Annotated in this window: 20 protein-coding genes; 11 read left to right on the forward strand and 9 right to left on the reverse strand. The window is 73.8% G+C overall.

Annotation, left to right across the window (positions count from 1 at the left end):
* Window positions 1-22: 22 nt before the first annotated feature.
* The 3 genes from frc to RNC47_RS10965 form a co-directional block, all read right to left on the reverse strand.
* On the reverse strand, window positions 23-1,276 hold the full coding sequence (frc, locus tag RNC47_RS10955; protein WP_311597793.1) for a formyl-CoA transferase: 1,254 nt from the start codon (window positions 1,274-1,276) through the stop codon (window positions 23-25).
* A 146-nt stretch (window positions 1,277-1,422) separates the two neighbouring features.
* Window positions 1,423-3,531 carry a 3-hydroxybutyrate oligomer hydrolase family protein gene (locus tag RNC47_RS10960; protein WP_311597796.1) on the reverse strand — a complete coding sequence of 703 codons (2,109 nt, stop codon included), beginning with the start codon at window positions 3,529-3,531 and terminating at the stop codon, window positions 1,423-1,425.
* Between the two features lie 155 nt (window positions 3,532-3,686).
* Window positions 3,687-5,024: a CitMHS family transporter gene (locus RNC47_RS10965; protein ID WP_311597798.1), complete on the reverse strand. Its 1,338-nt coding sequence runs from the start codon at window positions 5,022-5,024 to the stop codon at window positions 3,687-3,689.
* A gap of 184 nt (window positions 5,025-5,208) precedes the next feature.
* Between RNC47_RS10965 and RNC47_RS10970 the strand changes: the two genes are divergently transcribed.
* The 3 genes from RNC47_RS10970 (at window position 5,209) to RNC47_RS10980 (ending at window position 8,393) form a co-directional block, all read left to right on the forward strand.
* On the forward strand, window positions 5,209-6,135 hold the full coding sequence (locus RNC47_RS10970) for a LysR family transcriptional regulator (protein WP_311597800.1): 927 nt from the start codon (window positions 5,209-5,211) through the stop codon (window positions 6,133-6,135).
* Window positions 6,136-6,261: 126 nt separating this feature from the next.
* Window positions 6,262-7,497, forward strand: a complete 1,236-nt coding sequence (locus RNC47_RS10975; protein ID WP_311597802.1) for a CaiB/BaiF CoA transferase family protein — start codon at window positions 6,262-6,264, stop codon at window positions 7,495-7,497.
* Complete coding sequence (locus RNC47_RS10980; protein WP_311597803.1) at window positions 7,497-8,393, forward strand: HpcH/HpaI aldolase/citrate lyase family protein; 897 nt, start codon at window positions 7,497-7,499, stop codon at window positions 8,391-8,393. Before RNC47_RS10975 ends, RNC47_RS10980 begins: the two co-directional genes overlap by 1 nt.
* Here RNC47_RS10980 and RNC47_RS10985 read toward each other — a convergent pair.
* Both RNC47_RS10985 and RNC47_RS10990 read right to left on the reverse strand, forming a co-directional pair.
* Window positions 8,375-8,959 (reverse strand): GNAT family N-acetyltransferase, encoded by a 585-nt coding sequence (locus RNC47_RS10985; RefSeq protein WP_311597804.1) that lies wholly within the window; start codon window positions 8,957-8,959, stop codon window positions 8,375-8,377. The two genes, RNC47_RS10980 and RNC47_RS10985, sit on opposite strands and share 19 nt — an antisense overlap.
* A gap of 28 nt (window positions 8,960-8,987) precedes the next feature.
* Window positions 8,988-9,806 (reverse strand): SAM-dependent methyltransferase, encoded by an 819-nt coding sequence (locus RNC47_RS10990; RefSeq protein ID WP_311597806.1) that lies wholly within the window; start codon window positions 9,804-9,806, stop codon window positions 8,988-8,990.
* Window positions 9,807-10,081: 275 nt separating this feature from the next.
* Here RNC47_RS10990 and RNC47_RS10995 point away from each other — a divergent pair, with 275 nt between their 5' ends.
* Window positions 10,082-11,170, forward strand: coding sequence for an S-(hydroxymethyl)mycothiol dehydrogenase (locus tag RNC47_RS10995; protein WP_311597808.1), 1,089 nt, complete (start codon window positions 10,082-10,084; stop codon window positions 11,168-11,170).
* Between the two features lie 49 nt (window positions 11,171-11,219).
* Here RNC47_RS10995 and RNC47_RS11000 read toward each other — a convergent pair whose 3' ends face one another.
* From RNC47_RS11000 to RNC47_RS11010, 3 genes are all read right to left on the reverse strand, one after another.
* On the reverse strand, window positions 11,220-11,771 hold the full coding sequence (locus RNC47_RS11000) for a snapalysin family zinc-dependent metalloprotease (protein WP_394814755.1): 552 nt from the start codon (window positions 11,769-11,771) through the stop codon (window positions 11,220-11,222).
* A 136-nt stretch (window positions 11,772-11,907) separates the two neighbouring features.
* Window positions 11,908-12,780, reverse strand: coding sequence for an aldo/keto reductase (locus RNC47_RS11005; RefSeq protein ID WP_311597810.1), 873 nt, complete (start codon window positions 12,778-12,780; stop codon window positions 11,908-11,910).
* 80 nt (window positions 12,781-12,860) lie between these two features.
* A complete protein-coding gene (locus tag RNC47_RS11010; protein ID WP_311597812.1) occupies window positions 12,861-13,652 on the reverse strand; it encodes a VOC family protein in 792 nt (263 codons plus the stop codon).
* A gap of 213 nt (window positions 13,653-13,865) precedes the next feature.
* Here RNC47_RS11010 and RNC47_RS11015 point away from each other — a divergent pair, with 213 nt between their 5' ends.
* The 7 genes from RNC47_RS11015 to RNC47_RS11045 all read left to right on the forward strand — a co-directional run bounded on the left by RNC47_RS11015 (window position 13,866) and on the right by RNC47_RS11045 (window position 20,476).
* Entirely contained in the window at window positions 13,866-15,062 is a 1,197-nt protein-coding gene (locus tag RNC47_RS11015) for an ROK family transcriptional regulator (RefSeq protein ID WP_311597814.1), read from the forward strand.
* A 30-nt stretch (window positions 15,063-15,092) separates the two neighbouring features.
* A complete protein-coding gene (locus RNC47_RS11020; RefSeq protein ID WP_311597815.1) occupies window positions 15,093-16,268 on the forward strand; it encodes a Gfo/Idh/MocA family protein in 1,176 nt (391 codons plus the stop codon).
* A 6-nt stretch (window positions 16,269-16,274) separates the two neighbouring features.
* Complete coding sequence (locus RNC47_RS11025) at window positions 16,275-17,282, forward strand: sugar phosphate isomerase/epimerase family protein (protein ID WP_311597816.1); 1,008 nt, start codon at window positions 16,275-16,277, stop codon at window positions 17,280-17,282.
* A gap of 205 nt (window positions 17,283-17,487) precedes the next feature.
* The gene (locus RNC47_RS11030) at window positions 17,488-17,736 is read left to right on the forward strand and encodes a hypothetical protein (protein WP_311597817.1); all 249 of its coding nucleotides are present in this window, start codon (window positions 17,488-17,490) and stop codon (window positions 17,734-17,736) included.
* A gap of 11 nt (window positions 17,737-17,747) precedes the next feature.
* Window positions 17,748-18,458 carry a hypothetical protein gene (locus RNC47_RS11035; protein ID WP_311597819.1) on the forward strand — a complete coding sequence of 237 codons (711 nt, stop codon included), beginning with the start codon at window positions 17,748-17,750 and terminating at the stop codon, window positions 18,456-18,458.
* A 21-nt stretch (window positions 18,459-18,479) separates the two neighbouring features.
* On the forward strand, window positions 18,480-19,409 hold the full coding sequence (locus tag RNC47_RS11040; RefSeq protein ID WP_311597821.1) for a DUF6895 family protein: 930 nt from the start codon (window positions 18,480-18,482) through the stop codon (window positions 19,407-19,409).
* On the forward strand, window positions 19,406-20,476 hold the full coding sequence (locus tag RNC47_RS11045; RefSeq protein ID WP_311597822.1) for a serine hydrolase domain-containing protein: 1,071 nt from the start codon (window positions 19,406-19,408) through the stop codon (window positions 20,474-20,476). Before RNC47_RS11040 ends, RNC47_RS11045 begins: the two co-directional genes overlap by 4 nt.
* A 3-nt stretch (window positions 20,477-20,479) precedes the next feature.
* Here RNC47_RS11045 and RNC47_RS11050 read toward each other — a convergent pair whose 3' ends face one another.
* Window positions 20,480-22,648 carry an MMPL family transporter gene (locus RNC47_RS11050; protein WP_311597824.1) on the reverse strand — a complete coding sequence of 723 codons (2,169 nt, stop codon included), beginning with the start codon at window positions 22,646-22,648 and terminating at the stop codon, window positions 20,480-20,482.
* Window positions 22,649-22,664 lie beyond the last annotated feature (16 nt).

Genomic DNA, 22,664 nt, shown 5'->3' on the forward strand with positions numbered 1-22,664 from the left:
ACACCTCGGACCGCCGTTCCGCTCAGATCACGCCGCTCGCCCGCAGCCCGGCCAACTGGCGGGCGCCGTATCCCAGTTCCGCGTACACCTCCGCGTTGTGCTCGCCGAGCAGCGGCGGCCTGCCGACCTCGACCGGGGAGTCGGAGAGCCGGAGCGGGGAGCCGACGGTGCGGAAGCCGCCGCGTTCCGGGTGCTCGACCTCGACGATCGCGCCGAGCGCGGCGAGCGTCGGGTCGTCGAGCAGCTCCCTGGTGGACATCACCGGGGCGCAGGGGACGCCATGCTCGGTGAGGATGTCCAACACCCGCCACTTCTCGTGCCGTTCGGTCCACTCCTCGACCAGCGCGAACATCTTGTCCAGTTTGGCGCGCCTGGCCTCCTGGCCCGCCCAGCCGGCGTCGTCGGCGAGTTCGGGCCGGCCGAGCAGCCGGGTCAGCGCCTTCCAGCCCTGCGGCTGCACGATCACGTACACGTAGTCGTTGGGGCCGCCGGGCGCGCAGCGCAGCGCCCAGCCGGGCTGCCCGCCGCCCGAGGCGTTGCCGGCACGCGGCACCTCGGGGCCCCGGGGGCGGCTCGGGTACTCGGCCAACGGGCCGTGGGCCAGACGCTGTTGGTCGCGGAGCTTGACCCGGCAGAGGTTGAGCACGGCCTCCTGCATGGTGACCTGGACCCGCTGGCCGCGCCGGGTGACGGTGCGCTGGTAGAGCGCGGCCAACACGGCCGCGACCAGGTGGACGCCGGCCCCCGCGTCGCCGATCTGGGCGCCGCTGGCGGTGGGCGGCCCGTCGGGGAAGCCCGTGGTGGCCATCGCGCCGCCCATCGCCTGGGCGAACACCTCGTAGCCCTTGAGCTCGGCGTGCGGCCCGGGCCCGAAGCCCCTGATGCTGGCGTAGACCAGGCGGGGGTTGAGCCGGCGCAGCACCGGCCAGGGGAAGCCGAGCCGGTCGAGCACGCCGGGGTCGCGGTTCTCGACCAGCACGTCGGCCGTGGCGACGAGCCGGCGGAACATCCGTTTGCCCTGTCGGGCCTTGAGGTTGAGGGTGATGCTGCGCTTGTTGCAGTTGAGCATCGCGAAGTAGAGGCTGTCGACGCCGGGCCGGTCGCGCAGTTGGGAGCGCGCGACGTCACCCCTGCCCGGCGGCTCCAGCTTGATCACGTCCGCGCCCAGCCAGGCGAGCAACTGGGTGGCGGAGGGCCCCGACTGGACGTGCGTCAGGTCGAGCACCCGCACGCCCGCCAGGGCCTTGGGGGCGTGGGTGCCGGCTGCCTCGGTCATGTGGACGTCCCCTCGTTGGTCCGGCCTGCCCCTGGGGGCACTGAACACGATCGGAGATTGCATACCGTATGCAGTAGCCCATATAGTCGCGGCATCCGCCGCGATGTGTCCAGGGGCGGGCGAGGGGTTTTCCCGCGCCTCCGGGGTCAGTTCGGGACGTCGATCCCGTTCCGGCCCACCCGGATCCGGTCGCCAGGCGCCGGATCCACCGCGATGGGCGGCACGTTGGCCGGGGTGAGCTCGGGCGCCCGACCCGGTTCGCCGCCGCGCGGGACGGTGCGGACGACCTGGCTCGGCGGCAGCCCGCGCCCGGTGGTCAGGTGGTCCCACATCAGGTCGAGGGCCTGCTGGTAGTAGTGGCCGAGCGGGACGTAGCGGTTGTCGAACCCGGCGGCGGTGCTGTCGCTGTGGTGGGCGTTGGTGACCTCCACATAGGACAGCCGGCCGGCCTCGCCCTCCGCCCGGGCGTTGAGCGCCAGGTAGGGGCGGGCGCTGTGGTTGACGGGCACCCGGGCGTCGTCCCGGCCCTGCACGATCAGCGCGGGCCGGCCGCCCAGGTCGCCGTCCCGCCGGGTCTCGTCGAGCCCCCGCGCCAACCGGTTCGCCCAGGCCCGCTCGGCGGCGGTCGCCGGCTCGCCGAACGCCAGCCGGTGGACGCAGCGTTCGCCGGCCAGGTTGTAGTCGGGTCGCCCGTCGGGGCCGAGGGAGCGGCGGTCGGCGACGGGGCCGCCGTGCGAGCGGTCGTTGATCAGCGTGCCAGGCGCCGGTGCCCGGCCGCCGCTGGTGGCGAAGGCGGCGGCCAACTGGGCCGCCGTGTAGGGGGCCGGCCGTCCCTCCGCGTCGGTGGCGGCCCAGCTGTAGCCGCACAGCGCGTCGGCGGCGGAGGCGCGGGCGAAGCTCATCGCATAGGAGACGGGCGTCTGCGGGTCGTAGTGACTGGCCTGGAGATAGCCGGACGCCGGCTGGAACCCGGCCCGCACCAGGGCCCGTTGGGCGAGCTCGGGCAGCCCGGAGGGGCCGGCGGCCGCCGCGTCCGCGCGGGAGATCAGCCGCGGGTCGTCGCCGACCAGCGCGGCGCAGCGGCGCTCCGCCGCCGCCTCGTCGAAGGAGTCGCGGCCCGGCGCCGCCGGCTCGGCGAGGATCGCGCAGGGCTGGAGCAGCGCGGCCAGCGCCCCGTAACGCACCAGCGGCGTGCCGGCCGCCGGCACCGGCGCGCCGCCCTGCCGGACCGAGACGCCGAGCGGCGACACGAGGTTGAGCTGCGGCGCGGCGGCGACCACGGCGTCGATCAGGCCGCGCCGGTCCTGCTCACCCGCGGCCAGCACGGCGCCGCCGCCGTTGGACACGCCGGCCGCGATCACCGTGGTGTTCTCCGGGGTGTAGCCGGCGTCCTGGCCGCCGGCGCGGTGGTCGCGGTCGAGCAGCGCCAGCGCGAGTTCGACGGCGCGCAGCGTGTCCCGCCCCCAGGTGGCCTGCGGATTGCGCCCCGAGTGGGCCTGTTTGAACGCGACCCGATAGGGGCTGCGGGCGTTGTACCGCTCGCGGGCCGGGTCGCTCAGACCGGCGTCGAACATGGCCCGGTCGCCGAGTTCGGCGCGCGGCCCGGTGGTGCCGTCGGCGGCCATCACGGTGTCGGAGGCGAGGTCGTGGAAGCCGGGGCCCATCCCCTTGTCGGTGTAGGCGACCGCGCAGCCCCGGTGCAGCGCCCAGGCGCCCGCGCCGCCGACCGCCTGGTAGACGCCGAGCAGCCCGGCGGCGGGTGCCGCGACCACGCAGGGCCGGGCCCGGTCGAGATCGTCCGGCACCTGCACGACGAAGGTGACCGAGTCGGCCCCGGCACCCGCGGTCGCGGTGTACTCGGTGCCCGAGATCCGGCCGTCGCCCGGCACCGGCCGGCCGTCCGGCCCGATGTCGGGCCCGTAGAGCCGGCCGAGGCCGCCGGAGTCGTCGCCGTACAGGCCGACCGCGCCCCAGATCGCCAACCGGCGCAGCTCGGCCGGGGTGGGGTGCTCGGGATCCGCGAGGCGTGGGGGCCGCGGGTCGCGCAGCCCTTCGAAGCCGAGCCCCGCGGTCAGCAGGTCGTCGGCGGTCCCGTCGAGGTGGCGGGCGGTCAGGGAGGTGACATATCCCGGAAGCCGGGGCGCGGCCGGCGGGGCGGCGCCCGAAGCCGGCGCGGCCGGCAGCAGGGCCGCCACGCAGAGGGCCAGGGCGGCGGATGCGCCGTAACGGCGGGGGCGGGCACGTACGTTCAACATGGCTGGGCTCCACTTCACGGCGCGGAAGCGCCGGAGACGGTCGCCCGCGCGGCTGGTGCCGCTCGCGCGGTGCGGGGCAGAGAGGGCGACGGGCCCTCAAGGAGATGCGAGGCATGCCGGCGCGCGGCGGGCCGGCTCACTGGCGAGAGCCCTCGTCAGAGGGCGAACGCGCCGGTCAGCAGGGCGCCCGCGGTCATCACCAGGGTGGTGGCGAAGGCCCAGCGGAAGATGAAGCGCTGGTGCTCGCCGAGGGACACCCCGCTCATGCCGACCAGGATGAACGTGGAGGCGGTGAGCGGGCTGAGCGGGAAGCCGGTGGTCATCTGGCCGAGGAGGGCGGCCCGGCCGACCTCCGCCGGGTCGCCGCCGGATCCGGCGGCGGTCTCCGCGAGCACCGGGAGCACGCCGAAGTAGTAGGCGTCCGGGGTGAAGACGAGGCTGAGCGGCATGCCGGTGACGGCGACCAGCACCGGCAGGCGGTCGGAGAGCGCGCCGGGTATCGCGTCGACCAGCGCCCTGGCCATCTCGTCGATCATCCCGGTGCCGGTGAGGATGCCGGTCAGCACCCCGGCCGCGAAGATCATCGTGGTGACCAGGACGACGTTCTTGCCGTGCCGCTCCAGGAGTTCCTGCTGGCGCTCCCAGGTCGGGTGGTTGAAGACCAGCGCCACCGTGAAGCCGAGCACGAAGAGCACCGGAAGCGGCATGACCTCGGCGATCAGCGCCATCAGCAGGGTGACGGTGAGGACCAGGTTGACGGCGGTGAGCCAGCGCGGCGTGCTGGGTTCGGGCAGCCGCAGCGTCCCCGGCCCCTCCCCCACCACCGCCGGCTCCCCGGCCGACTCCCCCGGCTCCACGGGGAGTTCGCCCGGGCCGAGCGCGGCGATCCGGCGCCGCTCACGGCGGCCGATCAGCCAGGACGCCACCAGCACCCAGCAGATGCCCATGACCATCGCGGGCAGCACCGGCGTGAACAGGTCGGAGCTCTCCAGGTCCAGCGCGGCCATGGCCCGCACCGTGGGCCCACCCCAGGGCACGATGTTCATCACCCCGGCGCCCAGACAGACCACGCCGGAGAGCACCAACGGGCTCATCCCCAGCCGCTGGTAGACGGGCAGCAGCGCGGAGACGGTGATCAGGAAGGTGGAGGCGCCGTCGCCGTCCAGGGCCACGCACATGGTGAGCACGGCCGTGCCGACGGTGATCCGCAGCGGATCGCCCTGCGCGAACCGCAGGATGGCCCGGATCAGCGGGTCGACGAGGCCGGCGTCCACCATCAGGCTGAAGTAGAGGACCGCGAAGGCGATCATGACGCCCGTGGGGGCCACCGTGGTCAGCCCGTCCAGGACCAGGTCGCCGAGTTCGCCCGCGTGCCCGCCGACGAGCGCCGCCACCACCGGCACCAGGACCAGGGCGACCAGCACGGAGACGCGCTTGGTCATGGTCAGCAGCAGGAAGACGGCGATGGTGGCGAAGCCCAGGGTTGCCAGCATGGGTGGCTCGCTTTCTCGGGGAACGGCCCCCGGCGGCACGCGGGGAGGCGGCCCGGGGCGGGCTGGCCCCGGCGCGTTGCAGGAGAGTTTCCGAGCCACCACAGATCGGCGTCCAGCATCAAACCGAGATTCTTTTATGCGATCTACGCATCACTGCGGCGTCGCGTGCCTATGCTCCCTGGCCATGGATGCCACCCTGCGCCAGCTCACGGCCTACGCCGCCGTCGCCCGCGCCGCCAGCTTCACCGCGGCGGCCGCCGAGTTGCACGTCTCGCAGTCCTCGCTCAGCCGGGTGGTCGCCGACCTCGAGCGGCTGCTCGGCACCCAGCTGCTGGAACGCAACACGCGCAACGTCCGGTTGACCCCGGCCGGCGTGGAGGCGCTGCGCATAGCGGAGCAGATCATCACCGCGCACCGCGCCGGCATGACCGAGCTGCGGCGCTTCCTGCAGGGCGAGTCCGGCACCGTCACCGTCGCCACCCTGCCCTCGGTCGCGGCCGTGCTGCTGCCTCGGGCGATCTCCGGCTTCCGCGCGGCGCATCCGCGGGTCTCGGTGCGGCTGCTCGACGGTCTCGAACGCGCCGTGCTGGCGCGGGTGTCGGCCGGGAACGCGGACTTCGCCATCACCACCATGGGCCGCCCCACCGACCAGCTGACGGGCCAACCGCTGATCAGGGACCGGTTCGTGGCCGTGCTGCCGGCCGGGGACCCGCTGGCCGAGCGGGCGGAGGTCCGCTGGGGCGACCTGGCGGGACGGCCGTTCCTCGCCGTGGGGCGGGACTCCAGCGTGCGCCGGCTCACCGACGCCGCCTTCGCCCAGATCGACGCCACGGCGGCGCCGGCCGCCGAGGCCGTCAGCGTCGCCACGGTCGGCGGCCTGGTCGCGGCCGGGCTCGGCGTCACGGCCCTGCCGGCGCTCGTGCTGCCGCTGCTCGGCGCCGGGCCCGTCGTCTGCCGACCGCTGGTGGAGCCCGTGGTCGACCGGCGGCTCGACCTCGTGCTGCGCACCCGGCGCTCGCTGCCGCAGGCCGCCGAGCGGTTCCTCGCCACCCTCGGCGAGTTCAGGACCTCGGGCGGGGAACTGCCGACCGGCGTCTCCTGGGCCGCCTGACGGAGCACCGCCCACCCCGCCCCGACTCATGCGAAAACCGCATGGCTTAAGGACCGTCTTTTGCTGGACGGGCATCGGTCGGGGTGGGCACGCTGAAGGCTCGACGACGGCGGTGAGGAGCGAGGCGTGCCGGACGGACAGCACGAACGGCGGGAAGTGCTCGACGGGCCCCGGCGGGGGCAGCTGCGCGGGCTGAAGGTGGTGGAGTTCGCCCACGTGGTGGCCGGGCCGCTGGCCGGCTCGATGCTCGCGGACCAGGGCGCGGACGTCGTGCACGTCGAACCGCCGGGCGCCGGCGACCCGGCGCGTGCGATGGGACCGCGCCGGGACGGGGTGCCGCTGTGGTTCAAGGTCGCCGGGCGCAACAAGCGGTCGGTGACGCTCGACCTGCACCACGAGGCGGGCCGGGCCGTGGCGCGCCGCCTGGTCGCCTGGGCCGACGTCGTCATCGTCACCATGCGGGCCGGCCGGCTGCGGAGCTGGGGCCTCGACTGGGAGTCGGTACACCGCCTCAACCCCCGGGCGGTGCTGCTCCAGATATCCGGCTACGGCGCCACCTCGTCGCGGGCGGACGCCCCCGGCTTCGGCAAGATGGGCGAGGCGCGCAGCGGCGTCGTGCACCTGACCGGCTTCCCGGACGGGCCGCCCGTGCACACCGGCTTCTCGCACGGCGACGCGGTGACCGGGCTGATGGGCGCGTACGCGGTGCTCGCCGCGCTGCACCGCCGGGCCACGGACCCGGAGTTCGACGGCGAGTGGATCGACCTCGCCCTGTTCGAGCCGCTGTTCCGGCTGGTCGAGTGGCAGGTGATCGTGCACGACCAGCTGGGCGAGGTGCCGGAGCGCTCGGGCAACCAGCTGGCCGTCGCCCCGGCGGCGGTGATCAACACCTACCGGTCGCGGGACGGCGAGTGGCTCACGGTCACCTCGGCCACGGTGCGCTCGGTGCGCAACGTGGCGCGGCTGCTGGGGCTGCCCGACGAGGAGTTCGCCACGGTCGAGCGGCAACACGCCGGCCGGGCCCGGCTGGACGCGGGGCTGCGGGAGTGGGTGGCCGAGCGGGGCACCGACGAGTGCCTGGCGGCGTTCGCCGAGGCCGAGGTGGTCGCCTCCCGGGTGTTCAGCGCGGCCGACATCGCGGCCGACCCGGTCTACGCGGAGCGGGAGGACATCGTCACCGTGCCCGACCCGGACCTCGGGCCGGTGCGGATGCAGGCGGTGATCCCGCACTTCAGGCGGCGCCCGGGCGAGGTGTGGCGCTCAGGACCCGCGCTCGGCCAGGACAACGAGCTCGTCTACCGGGAGTGGTTGGGGCTCGCCGAGGACGAGGTGGCGAGCCTGGCGGAGAGCGGGGTCATCTGATGGCGTCCGGGATCGCGCGGCCGCCGCTGCGCTCGATGCTGTTCGTGCCGGGCAACCGGACGGAGTGGCTGCCGAAGGCCGCCGCGGCCGGCGCCGACGCCGTCGTCCTCGACCTGGAGGACGCGGTCGCGGAGGCCGACCGGCCGGCCGCGACCGAGCGGGTCGCGGCGGCGGTGGCCGCGGCGGCCGAGCCGGCGACGGCGCTGTTCGTCCGGATCCCCCCGCTGGACGGCTGGCCGGCGGCGGCCCGGCTGCGGGCGGTGGCGAGGACCGGGCTCGCCGGCGTGGTGCTGCCCAAGGTGAGTGACGCCGAACAGGTGCGGCTGGCGGACCGGCTGCTCGGCTGGTGCGAGCAGGAACACGGCCTTGCCCCGGGCACCTTCGCGCTGGTGCCACTGCTGGAGACCGCGCGCGGGCTGCGGTCGGCCTTCGAGATCGCCGGGGCCGTCCCGCGCGTCGGCTACGCGGGCGCGCTCACCGCGCCCGGCGGCGACGTGGCGCGGGCCGTCGGCTACCGCTGGAGCCCGGAGGGCACCGAGACGCGCGAGCTGCGCTCCCGGGTGCTGCTCGACGTGCGGGCGGCCGGGGTGGCCCACCCGGTGGGCGGCCTGTGGACGCGGATCGCCGACCTGACCGGGCTGCGGGCCTTCGCCGAGCAGAACCGGGCGCTGGGCTACGCCGGCATGATGGCGATCCATCCCTCGCACGTGCCGGTGATCAACGAGGTGTTCTCGCCGAGCGCGGCGGAACTCGCGCGCTGCGCCCGGCTGGTGGCGGCCGTGGCGGCCGGCCGGGCGGCCGGCTCGGGGGCGGTCGTCTTCGAGGGCGAGATGGTGGACGAGGCGATGGCGGCCACGGCCCGCGCGCTGCTGGCCCGCTACGGGGACAGCGCCTGATCGGCCGGCAAGGCGTCGTGCAGGATCCGCTGGAAGAGCCGGTGGTCGCGCCAGGCGCCGTCGATGTGCAGGTAGTGCGGGGCGACGCCGATCGGCTCGAAGCCGTTCCTGGCCAGCACCCGCTGGGACGCGGCGTTGTGCAGCAGCGTGGCCGCCGCGACCCGGTGCAGGCCGAGCCGGTCCCCGGCGTCGGCGCAGACGTGCGCGACCGCCCGGCCGGCGAGGCCGCGGCCCGTGCGGTCGGCGGCCACCCAGTACCCCAGGTCCGCGCTCTGGAAGGGGCCGCGCACCACGTTGGAGAGTGTGACGGCGCCCACCACCCGGTCGCCTTCCACCAGCAGCCAGGGCACGAGCCGCCCGGCCGCCGCCTCCTCGGCTCCCGCGCGGATCCTGGCGGCCTGGCCCTCCGCCGTGTAGAAGCTCTCGGGCCGGCGGGGGCTCCAGGGCGCCAGGTGGGTCCGGTTGCGCCGTTGGGCGTCGGCCAGGGCGGTGTGGTCGCCCTCCTCGGTGAGGCGGAGCAGGACACCGCCCCCGAGATCGAAGATCAGGTCATCCGAAGTGCTCACGGCCGTAGCTTCGCACGGCCGCGGCCGCTCACCCCTTGCGGGCGACGCCGCCGACCATCAGCCGCTGGGCTATGGACAGCGGGGTGCCGACGGGGCCGTCGGGGCGCCACATCGGCAGCGCCACCACGCCGGGCTCCAGCAGCTCGTACCCGTCGAAGTAGGCCGTTATCTCCTCCAGGGTGCGGAAGCGGCCGGTGCCGAGGAACTCCAGCATGGTCTCCTGGACGGCGCGGGCCTCGGGCCCGGTGTCGCAGAAGGCGGTGATCATCAGGTGGCTGCCGGCCGGCACCGCGTCCATGTAGGCGTCGACGATGGCCTTCGGGCCCTCGTCGTCGTGCAGGTGGTGCAGGATCCCGACCAGCAGCACGCCCACCGGCCTGGAGAAGTCGATCAGCCGCCGCACGCTCGGGTGCGCGAGCACCTTCTCCGGCTCACGCAGGTCGGCGGTGACCACCGCGGTGTTCTCGTTCTCCTCCAGCAGCGCCCGGCCGTGCGCCAGCACGATCGGGTCGATGTCGACGTAGACCACCCGCGCGTCGGGGTTGTACCGCTGGGCCACCTGGTGGGTGTTCTCCAACGTCGGCAGTCCCGCGCCGAGGTCGATGAACTGGTCGATGCCGGCCTGCTCCGCCAGGAAGCGCACACCCCGGCCGAGCACGGCCCGGTTGAACCAGCCCACGTCGCTGATGTGCGGCATGTCGAGACGCACCTGGTCGGCGACCACCCGGTCGACCTCGTAGTTGTCCTTGCCCCCGAGCACCGCGTCGTAGACGCGGGCGATGCTCGGCCTGCTCAGATCGATGTCCGCCGACTGGACGTCCGCCGAGCCGCCATCCTGCTCCACCACCGAAGCTCCGTCCCTCAAGTTGCCACTGTTACCCGTGAGTTCATGCCGGGTCAGACTAACCCGGACGGGTGGTTCCCCGACCGAGGACCACGCGGGTCCTGGTAACCGTAACCTCCTTTGTTTCACAGCGGGTTACGGCCTCCAGCCTGGCCGGTTCACGACGGGGGTTCCGCCCGTGATCCGGATACCTTCCCAGGGAGCGAGAACCATGCGGGATCGACGCGGAGTCACGGCAACGGCCCGTGACACACCGGCCGAGGAAGGGCGGTCAGGCCATGACGCAGGAGGTACGGGGTGTCGTCGCACCCGGCAGGAACGAGCCGGTGCGGGTGGCGAGGGTGCTGGTGCCCGACCCGGGTCCCGGCGAGGCGGTGGTGCGGGTGCTGGCCTGCGGGGTCTGCCACACCGACCTGCACTACCGGGAGGGCGGCATCACCGACGACTTCCCCTTCCTGCTGGGGCACGAGGCGGCCGGCACGGTGGACGCGGTGGGGCCCGGGGTCACCGAGGTGGCGCCGGGCGACTTCGTCATCCTCAACTGGCGGGCGGTGTGCGGCCGTTGCCGGGCCTGCCGGCGCGGCAGGCCCTGGTACTGCTTCGACACGCACAACGCGCGGCAGCGGATGACGCTGGCCGAGGACGGCACCGAGCTGACGCCGGCGCTCGGCATCGGCGCGTTCGCCGAGAAGACGCTGGTGGCCGCGGGCCAGTGCACCAGGGTGGACGGCGCGGTGTCGCCCGCGGTGGCCGGACTGCTGGGGTGCGGCGTGATGGCCGGGATCGGTGCCGCCATCAACACGGGCGGCGTGGGCCGCGGGGACAGCGTGGCGGTCATCGGCTGCGGCGGGGTGGGGAGCGCGGCGGTGCTCGGCTCCCGGCTCGCGGGCGCGGCGCGGATCGTCGCGGTGGACATCGACGACCGGAAGCTGGCGGCGGCGAGCCGGCTGGGCGCCACCCACACGGTGAACTCCCGGGAGCAGGACCCGGTCGAGGCGATCAGGGAGCTGACCGGCGGGTTCGGGGCCGACGTGGTGATCGAGGCCGTGGGCCGCCCGGAGACCTACCGGCAGGCGTTCTACGCCCGCGACCTGGCCGGCACGGTGGTGCTGGTGGGCGTGCCGACGCCGGAGATGACGATCGAGCTGCCGCTGCTCGACGTGTTCGGCCGGGGCGGGGCGCTGAAGTCGTCGTGGTACGGCGACTGCCTGCCGTCCCGGGACTTCCCGATGCTGGTCGACCTGCACCTGCAGGGCCGCCTCGATCTGGACGCCTTCGTCAGCGAGACGATCGCGCTCGACGAGGTGGAGTCGGCCTTCGGCCGGATGGGCACCGGCGAGGTGCTGCGCTCGGTGGTGGTGCTGTGAGGTGGGGCGGGCCGGCGGCCGGCCGGGGGCGGGCCGCCGGCGGGTGGCCTCAGTCCAGGTAGGTCGCGGGCGCCCGGGCGGCGAGCGCGCCGCCGAAGGCGCTCTCGACGCGGGAGCGTTCGCTGCTGTTGGGGTAGGGGTTGGTGCAGGAGACGCCGGCGGTCGAGCCGGACATCAGGCTGCTGCAGGGCCCCGGCTTGATGTCCGGGAGGCCGAGGATGTGGCCGAGCTCGTGGGCGGCGATCCGGATGGTGTTGTACCCCTCGTTCACGGCCTGGCGCCCCATCCAGACGGTGCCGTTGCCCAGGCTGGTGGTCTGGGCGCGCGGCCAGCCGTCGTCGGCGACGACCCGGATGTTGGCGCGCTGGCCGGCCTGCACGGGCACCAGGTCGACGCTGCTGACGCTCTCGTTCCAGATGGCGGCGCCGCGGGCCACCGCGGCGGCGAACTCGGCGCTGCCGCTGGCGTCGTAGGTCAGCACCCGGGCGGCGAGCGGTCGCCCGTCCGCCTCCTGGGGCGCGGCCACCGCCTGGCCGCCGGTCCACAGCAGGGCCGCGAGCAGCGTGGTCAGCAGCAGCCTGGCAGCCTTGGCCAAGGTCACGATCAGCCTCCCGGAGGGACGAGACGAGATGGGGTCATGCGCATGACATTTCTCATGCCATCTCGGGTCTGCCCGCGCCCGGCTCCTTCCATGCGTGCGGCCGCCGGCTCCGGCCGGCGGCCGCACGCGCCGCCGATCAGACGGCGTCGGCCAACTCGGCGAACTCCGCGTCGCTGAGGACGATTCCGGCCGCGCCCACGTTCTCCTCGGCGTGCGACACCCGGGAGGTGCCGGGGATCGGCAGCATCACCGGGGAGCGGCGCAGCAGCCAGGCGAGCGCCAGCTGGGACGGGCTCGAGCCGTGCCGCCTGGCGATCCCGTCCAACGGGCCGCCCGGCCTCGCCAGCTCGCCGGTGGCCATCGGGAACCAGGGGATGAACGCCAACTGCTCGCGCTCGGCGTACTCCAGCACGTCCTCGGCCTGCCGGGTGGCGAGGTTGTACAGGTTCTGCACGGAGACGACGCGGGCGGTGCGCCGGGCCCGCTCGATCTCCTCGACGCTCACCTCGGAGAGCCCGATGTGCCGGATCTTGCCCTCCCGCTGGAGCAGCACCAGCTCACCCAGCTGGTCCTCCAGCGGCACCTTCGGGTCGACGCGGTGCAGCTGGAGCAGGTCGATCCGCTCGACCCCGAGGTGGCGCAGGCTCAACTCGACCTGCTGACGCAGGTACTCGGGACGGCCCACCGGGCGCCAGTCGTCGGGGCCGGCGCGGGTGAGGCCGGCCTTGGTGGCGATGACCAGGTCCTCCGGGTAGGGGGCGAGCGCCTTGTGGATCAGCTGCTCGCTGACGAACGGGCCGTAGGAGTCGGCGGTGTCGATGAAGGTGACGCCGAGCTCGACCACCCGGCGCAGCACCCGGACCGCCTCGTCCGGGTCGCGCGGCTGGCCCCAGACACCGGGCCCGGTCAGCTGCATGGCGCCGAAGCCGAGGCGGTTGACGACGAGGTCGCCGCCGATGGTCAGCGTGCCGGAGGCACCTGCTGGTCGGTCGTCGGGGTGCGTGCTCATGCTGCTCCCTGTCTCCCTTTCTCGGTTCAGCTCTCTCGGTGCGGCGTTCCCGGTGCCCACCCGGGGCGGCCGCCACGCCGTCAGCCGCTCGGGGTGAGGACCACGAAGTCGGCGCCGGCCGGGTCGACGCAGACGGCGAGGCGGCCCACGCCCTCGGCGTCCTCGGGGCCCATCTGCACCCGGCCGCCGTGCCCCGTGACCCGACCGAGCGCGGCGTCGCAGTCCGTCACATGGAACACCGGGTGCCAGTACGGCCGGCCGTCGGTGAGGGTGAGCAGGTCCGTGCTGACCTGCATGACGCCGCCCTGCATCCGCCCCTGGCCCCCGCCCTGGGGGCTGATCAGCCCGTAGCTGCCGCCGCCGCCCGGCAGCGTCATGTCCTGCGTCTCCCAGCCGAAGAGGCGGCCGTAGAACTCCTTGGCAGCGGCCGCGTCCGTCGTGTACAGCTCGGTCCACATCAGGGCGCCCGGGTCGTCCACCTTCTCCAGGCCCTGGTTGGCGCCCGGCTCCCAGACGGCGAACTGCGCCCCCTGGGGGTCGGTGAACTGGGCCATCCGGCCGGCGTCCCCGGCCGCCACCGGCGGGGTGCGCACGGCGCCGCCGGCGTCCTCGACCGCCCGCACCGCGGTGTCCGCGTCGTGCACGCGGAAGTAGATCATCCAGGCCGAGCGGGCCCCCTCCTCGGTGAGCCGACCGGCGGCCGCGACCGACCTGCCCTCGTGCCGGAAGACGCCGTAGCCGCCGGCGTCGGGGCCGAAGGACTCGAACTGCCAGTCGAACACGGCGCCGTAGAAGGTGGCGGCGGCCGCCACGTCCGGCGCGCCGAGATCGAGCCAGCAGGGTGAGCCGGTGACATAGTCGGTCGTGATCATGGGCCTTCCTTCCACCGCCCGAGGTCGGGTTCCCCGCAAGCCAGCGTTACACCCGGCACTGACAATCGCCCGCCGGCGGGGCCAGCCGGGGCACGGGGACTTGTGCCGCACTATTGCCAGCACCACGACCGCCGGGCTTAAATGCTGGGCAAACTTCTTGCATAGAGTGCAAGAACTAGGTCGGCCTGAACCGAGCGGACACCAGGGGCGCGCATGCGAGTGGAGAACAGCCACCAGCCACGCATCCTGGCCCTGCTGCGCACCGAGGGCCCGCTGCCGCCGGCCGGCCTCGGCGCGCGGGTGGGGCTCTCCCGGTCCAAGATCGGCCAGGAGCTCGGCCGGCTGGAGGAGTTGGGCTTCATCGAGAAGGCCGGGCACGCCGCGTCGAGCGGTGGCCGCCCCTCGGGCCTGGTCCGGCTCTCCTCGCGGCTGCGCTTCGTGGGCGTGGACGTCGGCGCCACCTCGCTCGACGTGGCCGTGACCGACGGTCGGCTGTCGGTGCTCGAGCACCTGGCCGAACCCTGCGACGTGCGGGCCGGCCCGGAGGCGGTGCTCGACCGGGTGGTCGAGCTCGTCGACCGGCTGCGCGCCTCGGGCACGGTGCCCGAGCTGCACGGCGCGGGCGTCGGCATCCCGGCCCCGGTCAGCTTCCTGCACGGCTGCGCCGTCACCCCGCCGATCATGCCGGGCTGGGACCGCTACCCGGTCCGGGACGCGCTGGCGGAGCGGCTCGGCTGCCCGGTGCTGGTGGACAACGACGCCAACACCATGGCGCTGGCCGAGAGCCAGGTGGGCCTGGCCCGGGCGGTGCCCGACTTCCTCTTCGTCAAGCTCGGCACGGGCATCGGCTGCGGCGTGGTCGCCGGCCGCCAGGTGCACCGCGGCGGCACCGGCAGCGCGGGCGACATCGGCCACATCGCGCTGGAGGACGCGGGCCCCGTCTGCGCCTGCGGCAGGACCGGCTGCCTGGAGGCGTGGTTCGGCGGCGCGGCCCTGGCCAGGGACGCGCACGCGCTGGCCGCGGACGGCGGCTCGCGGCTGCTGGCCGACCGGCTGGCCCAGCACGGCGAGCTCTCGGCCCGCGACGTGTCCTGGGCGTTGGCCTCGGGCGATCCCGCCGCCCTCGAACTCGTCAGGCGCGGCGGGCAGCGGCTCGGCCGGGTCCTGTCGGGCCTGGTCAACTTCTTCAACCCGTCCATGATCGTGGTCGGCGGCGGCGTCGCCGGGCTCGGCCACACCCTGCTCGCCGAGGTGCGCAGCGAGCTCTACCGCCGCTCGACACCCCTGGCCACCAGCGACTTGCCGGTGGTGCTCTCCGAACTCGGCGGCGCGGCCGGGGTGGTGGGCGCCGCCGGCCTCATCAGTGACCGGGTGTTCGCCTACCGGCACCCGGATTCCGCCACTCCCTGACCACCCCCGACCAATCGATCGGACTTCACGATGCAAGCTCTCGGTGTCGCACTCATCGGCCACGCCTTCATGGGCCGCGTGCACTCCCACGCCTGGCGTTCGGTGGGGGCCTTCTTCGAGCCCTCGCTCGAGCCGCGGATGACCATCGTGGCGGGCACCGACCGGGCCAGGACCGAGGAGGCCGCCGCCCGGCTCGGATGGCAACACGCCACGGACAACTGGCAGCAGGCCGTGCACCGGGACGACGTCCAGATCGTGGACATCTGCTCCCCCGGGGACAGTCACGCGGAGATCGCGATCGCCGCGCTGGAGGCCGGCAAGCACGTGCTGTGCGAGAAGCCGCTGGCCAACACGGTCGCCGAGGCCGAGGCGATGGTCGCCGCCGCCCGGCGGGCCAGGGAGCGCGGGGTGCGCTCGATGGTCGGCTTCACCTACCGCCGCACCCCGGCGCTCAGCCTGGCCAGGCGGATGGTGGCCGAGGGCAGGATCGGCCGGGTGTACCAGGTGCGCGCCGCCTACCTGCAGGACTGGCTGCACGATCCGGACGCGCCGTTCACCTGGCGTCTCGACCGGGCACGCGCCGGCTCCGGGGCGCTCGGCGACATCGGCTCGCACATCACCGACCTGGCGGAGCACCTGATCGGCGACCGTCTCGACGGGGTGTCGGGCCAGACCGCGACCTTCGTCGAGAGCCGACCGCTGCCCGGCGCCCCCGAGGGCACCAGGGGCGAGGTCACCGTGGACGACGCGGCCGTGTTCACCGGCCGGTTCACCGGCGGGGCGCTCGGCGTCTTCGAGGCCACCAGGTTCGCCGCCGGGCGCAAGAACGCGCTGCGCATCGAGCTCAACGGCACCGCCGGCAGCCTGGCCTTCGACTTCGAGTCGATGAACGAGCTGTGGTTCCACGACGCCACCGAGCCGGCCGCCGGCGCCGGCTTCCGGCGGATCGTGGTGACCGAGCCGGAGCACCCCTACGTGGCGGCCTGGTGGCCGCCGGGCCACGGCCTCGGCTACGAGCACGCCTTCACCCACCAGGCGCGCGACTTCCTCGAGGCCGTCGCGGCCGGCACCGACCCGGAGCCGGCCTTCGAGGACGGGCTGCACGTGCAGCGCGTGCTGGCCGCCGTGGAGGAGAGCGCCGCGAACGAGAGCCGCTACACCAGGATCGAACCTGACACTTCGTCCTCACAACCCGTAAGGAGTTGAGCCGCGATGTCGCGTCCCGTCACTCTGTTCACCGGTCAGTGGGCCGACCTGCCCTTCGAGGAGGTGTGCCGGCTGGCCGCCGGCTGGGGCTACGACGGTCTGGAGATCGCCTGTTCCGGCGACCATCTGGACATCGCCCGGGCGGTCGCCGAGCCGGACTACCTGCCCGCCAAGAAGGCGCTGTTGGAGAGCCACGGCCTGAAGGTGTTCACCATCTCGCACCACCTGGTCGGTCAGGCCGTGTGCGACCACCCGATAGACGAGCGGCACCGGGGCATCCTGCCGGGCCGGATCTGGGGTGACGGCGAACCCGAGGGCGTGCGCCAGCGCGCAGCCGAGGAGATCAAGAACACGGCCCGGGTGGCGGCCGCGCTCGGCGTGAACACCGTGGTCGGCTTCACCGGTTCGTCGATCTGGCACACGGTCGCCATGTTCCCGCCGGTGCCGGCCTCGATGGTGGAGGCCGGCTACCAGGACTTCGCGGACCGTTGGAACCCCATCCTCGACGTCTTCGACGCCGAGGGCGTCCGGTTCGCCCACGAGGTGCACCCGAGCGAGATCGCCTACGACTACTGGACGACGCAGCGCGCCCTGGCGGCCGTCGACAACCGTCCGGCCTTCGGGTTGAACTACGACCCGTCGCACATGGTGTGGCAGGACCTGGACTATCTGGGATTCATCTCGGACTTCGCCGACCGGATCTACCACGTGGACCTGAAGGACACCAAGAAGCGGCTCAACGGCCGTAACGGGCGCATGGGTTCGCACCTGCCGTGGGCCGACCCGCGGCGTGGTTGGGACTTCGTCTCGCTCGGCCACGGCGACGTGGACTTCGAGGGCATCGTGCGGGCGCTCAACGCGATCGGCTACGACGGGCCCATCTCGGTGGAGTGGGAGGACGCCGGCATGGACCGCCTCATCGGCGCGCCCGACGCGCTGGCGCGCGTCCGGGAACTGGTGGCCATCGAGCCGCCGACGGCCGCCTTCGACGCGGCGTTCAACACCGGCGACTGATTGACAGATACCACGGTAATATCGCATTACATCCCTGCGGTATTACCGTGGTTCGCCGGACACGGATTCCCGCCCAGCAAGTCTGAGCGGATCACTTCTCTCCTCCCGCCCCATCCATTCTGTTATCCGCGGAATCGGTTTCCCCGATCTCGAGAGCCGGGATAAGCACCCCTGCCAGGAAATCCTGGAACGAAAGGGGTATCCCATGTCCGTGTTTCGCGATGTCGTCCCGTTGACCCCGGTGGTGCCGACGGACGGAGAGCGGATCGACGTCGAGCGACTGATCGGCGAAGGCGAGGTGTCGACCAGCCACGGCGCCGGCTCCGCCCGGAACCTCGCCCTGCTGCTGCTCGCGGCCGCCGCCCTGCTGTCGGCCAACCCGCGCAAGAACGAGCCCGTCGAGGACTCGTTCCACGGCGCGGTCCAGAACCTCGCCTGCGCCGCGGTGTTCTGAGGTCCCAGCCCATGTCTCTCACGCATCAGCCGACACCGGGCTCCGTCGAGGAGGCCACCGGTGCCCTGGCCGGCTCACTGGCCAGGGCGCTGCGGAGCACGGGCGACGGCGTCGGAGTTCGCTCCTGCCTCGGCTCCTGGGACCAGCGGGCCAGCGGCCTGGCCGCGATCCGGGTGTTGGGCGCCGACGTACTCGCCCCCTTCCTGCTGACGGGCCAGCCCCTGCGGCAGGAGGAGGCGTCGCTGGTGCGGGCTGCGGTGCGGGCCTACCCCGCACCGCAGGTCCACGCGCCCGAGGCCACGCTGTGGGGCGTGCGGGACGCCGCCCTGTCCGCGGCGCTCGCCCGACTCGGCGTCGACACCGCCGGCTGGGAGGGTCTTGCCGCGACCTGCTCGGCGGGGCCCCTGGCCGCGGACTGGGTGACGCTCGCCGCCTACCTGGTCCGACTCTCCACGGCCGCCCACCCCCTGCTCGACCCGGAACTCAGCCGGAGCCTGGTGTCCCGCCGCCTGGACATCGAGCGCGGACTGGTGCGCGCGCTGCTCCGCCGCGACCTGCTGAGCTCGGCCCGCCTGGCCCGCTGGCTGCTGGCACTCGCCGCCGAGGGGCGGCCACCGCTGTCCCTTCCGCCGATGCTCGACCACCTGGAGGTCGTCGGCGCGCCCGATCCCCGGGTGCGGTTCGAGACCGCCATCGCCCGTCGACTGAGCGACTCGCGCTGAGACCACCGGAGGAGAAACGACATGGATGCCACGGCGGTGCGCCTGGCCCAACACGTCGGTGAGCGTGCCGTGGGCTGGCTGGGGCGGCTGCGCGCCAGCTTCGCGCTCGACCGCGACGTGCCGGACTACGACATCAACGGGGAGGGTCTGAAGTCACTCGGCGAACTCGCCCTGGCCGCCGGCGTGGTGGTCCGCGAAGCGGTTGCCGGGCCGCGCTGCGCCGAGACGGCGCGTTCGCTGCTCGACTTCGCCTGGTCCGAGTTCGACGAGGGGGCGCTGCTCCACCGGCTCCAGGCGCACACCCCAGCCGCCACCCACCCCATGGAGCTCTACTCGCACTTCATCCCCGCCGGCTACCGGCATCCGCCGCTCGACCGGCTCGCCGGCCACGTGCTCGGACTGCGCGCCGCCCCGGTGATCGAGCACGTGCCCAACCGGCGGCTGGCCGTCTACGCCGCCGCTCGGCGGATCGGGGTGGAGCCACCGGGCGAACTGTCCGAGCTGATCGACGCGACGTGGCTCGGCGGCACTCCTGAGCCCTGGATGATGGACGCCAACAACGCCTACGGCGTCACCCACACCGTCTTCCACCTGACCGACTGGGGCGCCGACCCGGCCGGCCTGCCCGAGCCGCTCCAGGACTACCTCCGGCTCTGGTTGCCGGTCTGGGTCGAGGTGTTCCGCGAGACCCGGTTCTGGGACCTGCTGCTCGAGTTCCTGATCGTCGGGGCCTGCCTCCCGGAGCCGATGTTCTTCCCCGCCGTCTGGGAGCGGGTCGCCGAGGCGCAGCGACCGGACGGCATGATGCCCAACGGCCTGACCGCGCCGCCGGCCGAGCCGGAGGACGCCTGGCTCAACCACCACCACCCCACCATCGTGGCCGCGGTCGCCGGCACCCTCACCGTCTCCCGGGCCCTGTCCACCGCGAGCACGGCCGGGAGTCGGGTATGAGCGCCACGGCCACCATCACGGGGCTGCTGAACAGGCACATCGGCGACATCGTCGCCGATCAGCACGCCCCGGCCGCGGTCGGCGCCGCGATCCGCGGCGCCGACCAGTCGGTCGCGGTCGCCGGTGACCGGCTGCGGCCGGCTCGCGCCCACCGGGACCGCGACCGGCGACCGGTCGGCCCCGACACGCTGTTCGCCCTCGGCTCCCTCACCAAGACCTTCACCACGCTGCTGCTCGCCGAACTCACGGCGCGCGGCGAGGTCTCCTACGACGACCCGATCGACACCCACCTGCCTTCCGGTGCCACCACCCGCCCCGGGCCCGACGCCCCGCGCACCCTGGTGGACCTGGCCACCCACACCGCGGGGCTACCCAGGCTGCCCCGCAACCTCTACCTCAGGGGCCTGCGCCATTGGTGGACCGACCCCTACGCCGCCTACCGCCCCGTCGACCTCTACCGGGCCACCGCCCGGCTGCCCCGCCACCGGAGGCGCACCACGATCCGCTACTCGACGTTCGGCGTGGGCCTGCTCGGCCAGCTGCTGGCCAACGCCACCGGCACCGGCTACGCCGAGCTGCTCGCCGAGCGGGTGCTGCGCCCCCTCGGCATGCGGGACACCCTGGTGCCCGACGAGGCGACGCTGGCCGAGCGCGCCGCCCACGGCCACCGGTACGGACGGCCGTTCCCGCACTGGCACTTCGACGCGCTCGCGCCCTCGGGCGCGCTCTACTCGACCGCCGCCGACATGCTGCGCTACCTGCGCGCCCAGCTCCATCCCGCGACCCTGGCCTCGGCCTCGCTCGCCTCCGCGGTCGTCGACTCGCAGTGGCCGCGGCGCGCCCATCCGCGCGGCCAGAAGGTCGTCGGCCTCGGCTGGGACATCCGGGTGGTGGAGGGCCGCACCCTGCTCTGGCACACCGGCGCCGCCGGCGGGTTCACCGCGTTCGCCGGCTTCAGCCCGGACGCCGACGCCGGCGTGGTGGTGCTGGCCAACACCACGCCCACCCACCGGCAGCCCGTGATCCGGGCCGGCCGTCGGCTGTTCAGGGCCCTGGCCCTGCCCTGACGGTCACCGCTCGGGACGCTCCAGCCGCCGCCCCTCGATGTCGGGGTCAGGTACCACCCGGCCGAACCAGGCCGGGTGGTACCAGATCCGGGAACCGGCGATGGCCATCACCGCGGGCACCAGGGTCAGCCTGACCACGAACGCGTCGAGCAGCACGCCGACCGCGAAGGCGAAGCCGATGGCCTTGATGGTCGGGTCGCTGGTCGCCATGAACGCCACGAAGATCGAGAACATGATCAGCGCGGCCGCGGTCACCACCCGGGCGGCGAGGGCCGTGCCGACCGCCACCGCGCGCCGCGGGTCGTCCGTCTCGCCGTGCACCTCCTTGATCCGGGAGACGACGAACACCTCGTAGTCGCTGGAGAGTCCGAAGATGATGGCGAGCATGATGATCGGCAGGAAGCTGATGGTCTCGGTCGGCGTGATGCCGAACAGGTGCTCGCCCCAGCCCCACTGGAACATGGCCACCTCGGCGCCGAAGGCGGCGGCCACCGAGAGCAGGAAGCCGACGATCGACTTCAGTGGCACCAGCAGGGTGCGGAAGGCGAACGTCAGCAGCACGAAGGCGAGTCCGACCACCACCAGGAGGAAGACCGGCAGCGCGCCGGAGAGCTTGGCCGAGACGTCGATGTTGGAGGCGGTGGTCCCGCCGACCGTGACATGGGCCCCGGTGCCGGCCGCGACCTGCTCCCGGTGGTCCCTGATGTGGTGCACCAGGTCGGCGGTGGCCGGGTCGTTGGGTCCGGTCACCGGCACCGCCTGGATCACCACCACGTCGTCCCGGGCGCCGATCGGCCGGGCCGAGACCACCCCCGGCTGGTCGCCGACCTCCTTCGCGATCCGGTCCGCGTCCCCCTCACCGTGGGCCCCGTCGGCCACCACCAGCAGCGGCCCGTTGGCGCCCACGCCGAAGCCCGCGGAGATCAGGTCGTAGGCGCGGCGCTGGGTGTCCGAGGTGGGCTTGGCGGAGCCGCTCGGCAGCCCGAGTTCCAACTGGGTGGCCGGCAGCGCGAGCACGCCGAGCAGCAGCACGCCGCAGAGCAGGGCCGGCCAGCGGTGCCGCACCACGAACCGCGCCCAGGCCGCGCCCCTGGTGCGTTCGGGCTCGGCGGCCGCCGTCCTGGCCACCCGCTCGGTCCAGCCGGGGCGCCCCGGGAGCCGCAGGAAGCGCACGACCCGCTCCCCCGCGAAGCCGAGCACGGCGGGCAACAGGGTGAGCGCGATCGCCATGGCCATCAGCACGGCGACCGCGGCGCACAGGCCCATCACGGTCAGGAAGGGGATGCCGACCACCGAGAGGCCGCAGAGCGCGATGATCACGGTGAGCGCGGCGAAGACCACGGCGCCGCCCGCGGTGCCCACGGCCATGCCGACCGAGTCCTCGCCCGCCATCCCGGCGAGCAGGTTGTTGCGGTGCCGGTAGAGGATGAAGAGGCCGTAGTCGATGCCGCAGGACAGGCCCAGCATGATGGCGACCGTGGTGGAGGCGGAGGCGATGTCGACCACCGCCGCCACGGCCGTGACGCCCATGATGGTGATCAGCACCCCGAGCACCGCGGTCACGATCGGCACCCCGGCCGCCACCACCGCGCCGAAGGTGATCAGCAGGATGATCGAGGCGATGACCAGGCCGACGAGTTCGGGCAGTTCGGAGACCTCGGTGCGCCATCCCGGGTAGACGCTGCCGGAGTACTCGACCTGGACGTCCGCGTCCTGGGCCGGCCGCACGGCGCGTTCGACGTCGTCGAGCGTGGACTCCTCGACGTTCCCCGGCTCGGCGGTGAAGTCCACGCTCCCGAGGGCGACCCGCTGGTCCGGCGAGACGGCCTCGGCCTGGAACGGGTCGGAGACCGCGCCGACCTGCGGCACGTCGCCGAGCCGCCGCATGGTCTCCTCGATGGCGGCGCGCTGGCGGTGGTCGGTCACCCTGGTCCCCCCGTGGGTGGCGAAGACCACCTGCGCCGAACCGCCGCCGAAGGCCGGCAGCTTGCGCTTGAGCAGGTCCGTCGTGCGCTGCGACTCGGTGCCGGGGATGGTGAAGACGTCGTTGGTCTGGCCGCCGCTGCCGATCGCCGACGCCACCGCGACCACGGCGAGCAGCAGCCAGCCGCCGAGCACCAGGCGGCGCCGACGGTGGGCCCAGCGGCCGAGCCTGAACAGTACGTGGGACATCGCGCTTCCTCCTGGC

This window comes from Streptomyces millisiae (genome assembly GCF_031845425.1).
Lineage (GTDB): Bacteria > Actinomycetota > Actinomycetes > Streptomycetales > Streptomycetaceae > Streptomyces > Streptomyces millisiae.